The sequence below is a fragment of the Pseudomonas sp. NPDC086112 genome (assembly GCF_044746425.1).
In the GTDB taxonomy this organism is placed as follows: Bacteria; Pseudomonadota; Gammaproteobacteria; order Pseudomonadales; family Pseudomonadaceae; genus Aquipseudomonas.
Genome location: NZ_JBIVCD010000102.1, coordinates 1 through 1,087, shown reverse-complemented (window position 1 = coordinate 1,087; position 1,087 = coordinate 1). Strand labels below are relative to the sequence as shown.

Below are 1,087 nucleotides of genomic sequence, written 5' to 3'. Positions count from 1 at the left end.
TGGTGAGTCGGTATCCAATGAAAAGGGCGTACCGGCAAACGTAATTTTTGAAGCGCTGGAGCTGGCTCTGGCCACTGCTACCAAAAAGCGTTTTGAGGACGAAGTCGATCTGCGTGTGGAAATCAATCGCCACACCGGTGCTTACGAGACATTCCGTCGCTGGACGGTCGTCGAAGAAGCAGACCTGGACGATCCGGCCATCGAAACCTGGCCAAGCAAGGTTGCCGAAACGCATCCTGGCGCCAAGGTCGGCGATGTTGTCGAAGAAAAGATCGAATCCATCGAGTTCGGCCGCATTGCTGCACAGACTGCCAAGCAAGTCATCGTGCAGAAAGTTCGCGAAGCCGAGCGTGCTCAAGTCGTCGACGCCTACCGCGAGCGCCTGGGGGAAATCATCTCCGGCACCGTGAAGAAAGTCACCCGCGACAACGTGATCGTCGACCTGGGCAATAACGCTGAAGCGTTGCTGGCCCGTGAAGACATCATTTCTCGCGAAACCTTCCGGGTTGGCGTGCGTCTGCGTGCGCTGCTCAAGGAAATCCGCACCGAGAACCGCGGCCCTCAGTTGATCCTGTCGCGTACCGCGCCGGAAATGCTGATCGAGTTGTTCCGCATCGAAGTGCCGGAAATTGCTGAAGGCCTGATCGAAGTAATGGCTGCGTCCCGCGACCCGGGTTCGCGCGCCAAGATCGCGGTCCGCTCCAAGGACAAACGCATTGACCCGCAAGGCGCTTGCATCGGTATGCGCGGTTCGCGCGTCCAGGCAGTGTCCGGCGAGTTGGGCGGTGAGCGTGTGGATATCGTCCTGTGGGACGATAACCCGGCGCAGTTCGTGATCAATGCAATGTCGCCGGCTGAAGTGGCGGCAATTATCGTTGACGAAGATGCCCATGCAATGGACATCGCCGTTGGCGCAGACAATCTGGCTCAGGCCATCGGTCGCGGTGGTCAGAACGTGCGTCTGGCTAGCCTGTTGACTGGCTGGACCCTGAACGTGATGACCGAATCGGACATCCAGGCTAAGCAGCAAGCAGAAACCGGCGACATCCTGAGCAAATTCATCGACGAGCTGGAAGTCGACGAAGAC

At 58.4% G+C, this 1,087-nt stretch carries 1 protein-coding gene; it reads left to right on the top strand.

Annotation, left to right across the window (positions count from 1 at the left end):
* Positions 1–1,087: transcription termination factor NusA (gene nusA / locus ACIPLA_RS28240; protein ID WP_401177763.1), on the top strand; the 1,087-nt coding region annotated here is incomplete at both ends.